Raw genomic sequence first — 5,420 nt, forward strand, 5'->3', positions numbered from 1 at the left:
ATCCAGCGGCGGGCGCCTCCCGCACGGCGTGCCGCCCGGCCCGCCGGGGGGGGCGGCCTGGGCGGTCGGGCCGTGACGCGTCAGGCGTCGCCGCGATGAATGGCGGCGTCCGTCCTGGCCGGCAGGACAATCCGCACGCACAGGCCGCCCGTCGCCCCGTCCTCGAGATGCAGGTCGCCGCCATAGGCGCGGACGATGTCGGCGGCGATCGCCAGGCCGAGCCCCGTGCCGCTGCGGTCCGGGTCGAGCCTTCCGCCGCGCGTCAGCGCCGCGCGCCGGTCACGGGGCGCGATGCCGGGCCCGTCGTCCTCGACCAGGAGGATGACCGATTCTCCCTCCGCCCAGGCGGCGATCCGCACATCCGACCGCGCCCATTTGGCGGCGTTCTCGAACAAGGTGCCGAGCAGTTCGAGAAGGTCCCCCTCATCCACGGGCGCCATCAACGCGGCAGGAATGTCGCATCGCCAGGCCACGGCCCCGCCCCGCTCCATCCGCGCGAGGGCGCCGGCGATGCGCTCCACCACCGGCGCGACGGCCACCGGGCCGCTCTGCAGGCCCGGCCCGCGGATCTGCGCCCGGGCCAGTTCGCGGGTGATCCGCGCGTCGATTCCGGACGTCACCTCCTCGATCGCCGCCGCCGCCTCCGCATCGCCACGGTCGCGCAGTTCCCGTGCCCGCGCGCCGAGCAGTGCGAGCGGCGTGCGCAGCCCGTGCGCGAGATCCGCCGCGCGCTCCCGCGCCAGGCGCACGCTTTGCCGCTGCGCTTCGAGCATCGCGTCGAAATCCGTGGCGAGCCCCCGGAGTTCCGAGGGCAGCGTCGCGCCGAGGCGTTCGCGGCGCCCCGCCCGCAGGTCGCGCAGCGCGCGCCGCGCCCGCTCGATCGGCCAGAGCGCGATCGCGCCCTGCAGCGCGAAGGCCGCCACAAGCCCACCCGCGATGGCGACGAGCAGCGGCAGCAGGTCGCGCACGAAGGCCCTGTTCGCGGCCTCCAGCACCTTGCGGTCCACCGCCACCGCCACGCGGAAGCCGGCCGCCGGCCCCGTGGCGCCCTCGATCCGTCGCTCGAGCACGATCAGCTTCGTGCCCTCCGGACCGAAGACGATGTGACGGTGCCGTTCCCCCGGGCGCAGCGTGTCGGGCTCGAGCGGGAGCTCCCACAGCCCGAGCGACGGCGAGCGGAGCAGCACGCCCGCATCGTCGCTGCGCACCTGCCAGTAGAGCCCCGACAGCGGTTCCTGGAAGCGCGGGTCGGGCAGGGGCTGGACCCGCAGCGAGGCCGCCCCGTCCTCGAGCACGAGGCTGCGGGCGAGGAAGCGCAGGTCGGCGTCGAGCTCCACCAGCATCTCGCGCTCGACATGCCGCTCGAACAGCCCCTGCACCGCGGCGCCCACCGCGCCCGCCACGGCCAGGGCCGTCACCAGCGCGACCACCGCGAAGCGCGCGCGCAGCGAACGCGTCATGGCGCGTCGCCGATGACGTAGCCGTGCCCGCGCCGGGTGTTGATCGCATCCGCGCCGACCTTGCGCCGCAGCCGCGCCACCAGCGCCTCCACCGCGTTGTCGCCCCGGTCCGCTTCCTCGGCATACAGGTGCTCGGTCAGCTCCGTCTGGTGCACGGCCCGGCCCTGGTGGTGCATCAGGTAGGCGAGCAGGCGGAACTCCAGCGGCGTCAGCTCGACCGGCCGGCCGCCGCGCGTCAGCCGCCTTGCCCGCAGGTCGAGCGCGAGCTCGCCCGCCCGCAGCGTGTTGGAGGCCCGCCCCGCGGACCGGCGCAGCACGGCGCGCAGCCGGGCGAGCAGCTCCTCCATCGCGAAGGGCTTCACCAGGTAGTCGTCGGCGCCGGCATCGATCGCTTCCACGCGCGTGGTCCAGGCGCCGCGCGCGGACAGCACCAGGATCGGGAAGCCCACGCCTTCCGCCCGCCAGCGGCGGATCAGGGAAAGCCCGTCGATCCGCGGCAGGCCAAGGTCGAGGATCGCCGCGTCGAAAGGCTGGACGCCGCCGCGCTGCCAGGCGGCTTCGCCGTCCGCCGCATGCTCCGCCGCGAAGCCCGCGACGGCGAGCGCGCGGAGCAGGTCCACCGCGATGCCCGCCTCGTCCTCGACCACCAGAACCCGCATGCGCCCGCCCCGCCCGCTGGCTCCACCCCGTGTACCCGCGGCCGCTGACGCCACGCTGACAGCGCCCGTCAGCGGACCGGGGCACCGCGCCGCTACGCCGCCACCCATGGCGGAGGCATCCATGAAGATCGGCACGCGCATCGAAGCAAGCCCTTGCCGGCTGTGCGGCGGCAAGGAACGCCAGGTGCTCGCCACGCGCGGGCGCGGGATGGAGCCGCTGACGACCGTCGTCTGCCGCGGCTGCGGCCTGGTCAGCCACCACCCCCTGCCCGATCCGGAGGAGGTCGCCGCCTTCTACGCCACGCGCTACCGCGTGGCCTACAAGGGCGGGTGGGAGCCGAAGCGCAAGCACGCCCTGCGCGCGCTGCGCGGGGCGATCGCGCGGGCCGGCCGCCTCGCGCCGCTGCTGCCCGCCGGGGGGCGGGTGCTGGATGTCGGCGCGTCGTCCGGCGAATTCACCTACGTCATGCAGCGGGCCGGCTTCGCCGCGCGCGGCATCGAGCCGAACCAGGGCTACGGCGAATTCGCGCGACGGACCTATGGCGTGGCGGTCGAGACGGGCGGCCTTGCCGAGGCCGCCGTCGCGCCGGCGAGCCTGGACCTCGTCACGCTCAACCACGTGCTGGAACACCTCGCGGACCCGTGGGACGCGCTGCGGCGGATCGGCGGATGGCTCGCGCCGGGCGGGCTGCTCTTCATCGAGGTGCCGGACCTGTCCGGCGTGCGCAAGCAGGCCGCCAACACCTTCCACGGGGCCCACATCTGGAACTTCACGCCGCAGACGCTGGTGCTGCTGGCCTGGCGGCAGGGCTTCGTGCCGCTGTCGGCGGAGGACGCGGCCGGCACCTCGGTCGTGTTCCGCAAGCGGCGCCCGGGCGACGCACCGTCCGCGGGCGCGGGGCCGGAGTTGGCCGAGCGCCTCCTGCGCCAGGTCGCGACGGCGGGGAGTCCTCTCGCCTACCTCCTGTCCGGCGCGCCCTTCACGCGCCGGGCGGCGCGGCTGCGACGGAACATCGAGGAGCGGATCACCTGCGCACGCCACGCGACAGTACGCGCCATGGCGGATGCGGTGATCACGGCGGCGGGCCTTCCGACGCGGCGGCGCGAAGACCCGATCCGGCTCGACGCGGCGGCGTGAGCCGATCCGGGCCGGCGGCGCGGACGGCTGCGGCGGGGCTTCGGGGCGGGGCTCCGCCCCTCCAGACCACGCCTTCAGCTGGAGGGGCTCCGCCCCTCCAGACCACCGGGCCAGAGCGCCCCCCTGGACCCGCCGAGGGCCGAAAGGCCCTCGGAACCCATCACCTGAGGTGCGTATCCAGGGCGTAGAGGCGGCCTGCTCGGCATGGCATTGCGGGGGCCATCACCGTCACGACTTGACAAAAAGGAATAATTTCCTCTACGCTTCGGCCCTTTTCCCCCGCCGCCGGAGCCCCCCCCCTCATGCGTCGCCACCGTCCCCGCCCCCGCCCCTGGTCCAACCTGACGGATGCGGAATTCGAGGCCCTTCTGCCCTTCGTGTGCAACACCGGCGCCGGGCGGCCGGTGCATGACCTGCGCGGGAAGCTGGACGCCATCTTCCGCATCGCCACCACCAGCCTGCCCTGGTCGCGGGTTTCCACGGACCATGGTCCTACAGCGACGCTGCATCGGCTGTTCCGGCGCTGGGCCCATGCCGGGGTGTGGTCGCGGCTGCTGAAGGAATCCGCCCGCCGCCGCGCGCCGCGGGCGATCCGGCGGATGCAGTCCTGGATTGCCGCGGTGTTCCGCCGCTGCCATCGCCTTCTCGGGCTCGCGGCCGTGGTGCTGGCGCGGCGCCTGCGCATCCATCGCGCCCTTCCCGGCCCGTCCTGGTACTTTCCCGACCCGGATTTGTCCGAAACGCTGATGGCCGTGCTGGCGGACGCCGCGAAGCGTCCGGCCGGCGACTCGCGGGCCGCGGAACTCACCCGCCTCACTCTCCGCCTGCTGCGCAACACCACCCGCCGCCGCCCTGTCCCGCGTTGCCTGGTCCCCGTCGGCTGATGGCGCGCGCGGAAGGATCGCAGGGGTCCGGGGAGGCCGCGCCTCCCCGGCGGGGGCCCGGGGGCAGCGCCCCCGGACGCAGCGTGCGCGAGGCCGCGCCTCCCCGCGGGCAGTGCCCCCCGGAACCCTTGTCGCGTGCGCGCCCCCCTGCCATGCCTCCCGCCCGATGACCCCGATCGAGATCGCGCTCGAGGAAGCCCGTGCCGCCGCCTTGCGGGGGGAGGTTCCGGTGGGTGCCGTGCTCACCGCCCCGGACGGGTCGGTGCTCGCCCGTGCGGGCAACGAGGTCGAGGCGCGGTGCGATGCCGGCGCTCATGCCGAGATGCTGGTGTTGCGGGAGGCCGCGGCGCGGCTCGGCTCCCCGCGGCTGGTCGGTTGCACGCTGACGGTCACGCTGGAACCCTGCCCGATGTGCGCGCAGGCGGCCTCCTTCTTCCGGGTCGCGCGGGTCGTGTTCGGTGCCTATGACCCCAAGGGCGGCGGGGTGGATCATGGCGCGCGGGTCTATGCGGCGCCCTCCTGCCACCATGTGCCGGAGGTGGTGGGCGGCGTGCGTGAGGCCGAGTGTGCCGCCCTGCTGAAGGAATTCTTCGGTGCCCGGCGTTGATTTTCGTTCCGTTCTCGTGATTGATCCGCCTGCGACGGGCGGAGGCGCGGGGCGCATGCGGGAGATCGACGGTGCCGACCTGATGGGCGGCAGCGACCATGAGTTCGTGGTGAACCTCTACACGGTCATCCTGAACCGCTGGCCGGACGAGGATGGGTACCGGCATCACCTCGGCCGGATCGAGAACAAGCCGGAGGTCCGTCGCCGCGTGATCGAGGACGTGGCCGGCAGTCCGGAGGCGCGGAACCTCGGCGTTGTGCTGAAGTTCCGGGGGGAGGAGTCGGCGCCGCCGTCGGATGGCGCGGGGGACCTGGTCGCGACGCTGTCGCGGCTGCGCGATGAGCTGGGCGGGATGGATGCGCCGTCGCTGGCCGATGCGCAGCGCCTGCTGGCGGAAGCGGTGGCGGCGGTGGGGATGGAACTCGCCGCGCGGGTGGCACGGTAGGGGCGCGCGGCGCCTCAGGGCAGCGCCATCACCAATTTATGCGCCACCGATGGCGTCCCCTGCGGCAGGTGTGGCCGCAGCCGGATGGCCAGGTGGTGCACTCCCGGCTGGCCCGGTGCGGCGGGGAGTTCGGCGCGCGCCTCGGCAAGCGGCGCGTCGGCGCCCACCAGCGTCGCGAGCCAGGCGTTCAGCGCCGTTTCCGCCGCGCGCGCGCCGCGCCCGGCGCG

At 74.7% G+C, this 5,420-nt stretch carries 7 protein-coding genes; 4 read left to right on the forward strand and 3 right to left on the reverse strand.

Translation table 11 applies throughout. From position 1 onward, the window contains the following. Window positions 1-80: 80 nt before the first annotated feature. Window positions 81-1,460, reverse strand: a complete 1,380-nt coding sequence (locus tag HW577_RS19900; protein WP_198377873.1) for a sensor histidine kinase — start codon at window positions 1,458-1,460, stop codon at window positions 81-83. Beyond that, complete coding sequence (locus HW577_RS19905; protein ID WP_198377874.1) at window positions 1,457-2,119, reverse strand: response regulator transcription factor; 663 nt, start codon at window positions 2,117-2,119, stop codon at window positions 1,457-1,459. The genes HW577_RS19900 and HW577_RS19905 overlap by 4 nt, the downstream gene beginning before the upstream one ends. Before the next feature lie 121 nt (window positions 2,120-2,240). Between HW577_RS19905 and HW577_RS19910 the strand changes: the two genes are divergently transcribed. From HW577_RS19910 to HW577_RS19925, 4 genes are all read left to right on the forward strand, one after another. Next, complete coding sequence (locus HW577_RS19910; RefSeq protein ID WP_198377875.1) at window positions 2,241-3,257, forward strand: class I SAM-dependent methyltransferase; 1,017 nt, start codon at window positions 2,241-2,243, stop codon at window positions 3,255-3,257. Between the two features lie 302 nt (window positions 3,258-3,559). Beyond that, entirely contained in the window at window positions 3,560-4,141 is a 582-nt protein-coding gene (locus HW577_RS19915) for a transposase (protein ID WP_198377876.1), read from the forward strand. 166 nt (window positions 4,142-4,307) lie between these two features. Continuing rightward, window positions 4,308-4,748 carry a nucleoside deaminase gene (locus HW577_RS19920; protein ID WP_198377877.1) on the forward strand — a complete coding sequence of 147 codons (441 nt, stop codon included), beginning with the start codon at window positions 4,308-4,310 and terminating at the stop codon, window positions 4,746-4,748. 55 nt (window positions 4,749-4,803) lie between these two features. Continuing rightward, window positions 4,804-5,193 carry a DUF4214 domain-containing protein gene (locus HW577_RS19925; RefSeq protein ID WP_198377878.1) on the forward strand — a complete coding sequence of 130 codons (390 nt, stop codon included), beginning with the start codon at window positions 4,804-4,806 and terminating at the stop codon, window positions 5,191-5,193. A 14-nt stretch (window positions 5,194-5,207) separates the two neighbouring features. Here HW577_RS19925 and HW577_RS19930 read toward each other — a convergent pair. After that, the coding region (locus HW577_RS19930) for a hypothetical protein (RefSeq protein WP_474100251.1) at window positions 5,208-5,420 on the reverse strand (213 nt) is incomplete at its 5' end.

This window comes from Neoroseomonas rubea, assembly GCF_016106015.1.
Lineage (GTDB): Bacteria > Pseudomonadota > Alphaproteobacteria > Acetobacterales > Acetobacteraceae > Neoroseomonas > Neoroseomonas rubea.

Excerpts from the sequence above, each read along its gene's own strand:
- HW577_RS19900 (WP_198377873.1), bottom strand. The coding sequence starts at position 1,460 with ATGACGCGTTCGCTGCGCGCGCGCTTCGCGGTGGTCGCGCTGGTGACG.
- HW577_RS19905 (WP_198377874.1), bottom strand. The coding sequence starts at position 2,119 with ATGCGGGTTCTGGTGGTCGAGGACGAGGCGGGCATCGCGGTGGACCTG.
- HW577_RS19910 (WP_198377875.1), top strand. The coding sequence starts at position 2,241 with ATGAAGATCGGCACGCGCATCGAAGCAAGCCCTTGCCGGCTGTGCGGC.
- HW577_RS19915 (WP_198377876.1), top strand. The coding sequence starts at position 3,560 with ATGCGTCGCCACCGTCCCCGCCCCCGCCCCTGGTCCAACCTGACGGAT.
- HW577_RS19920 (WP_198377877.1), top strand. The coding sequence starts at position 4,308 with ATGACCCCGATCGAGATCGCGCTCGAGGAAGCCCGTGCCGCCGCCTTG.
- HW577_RS19925 (WP_198377878.1), top strand. The coding sequence starts at position 4,804 with ATGCGGGAGATCGACGGTGCCGACCTGATGGGCGGCAGCGACCATGAG.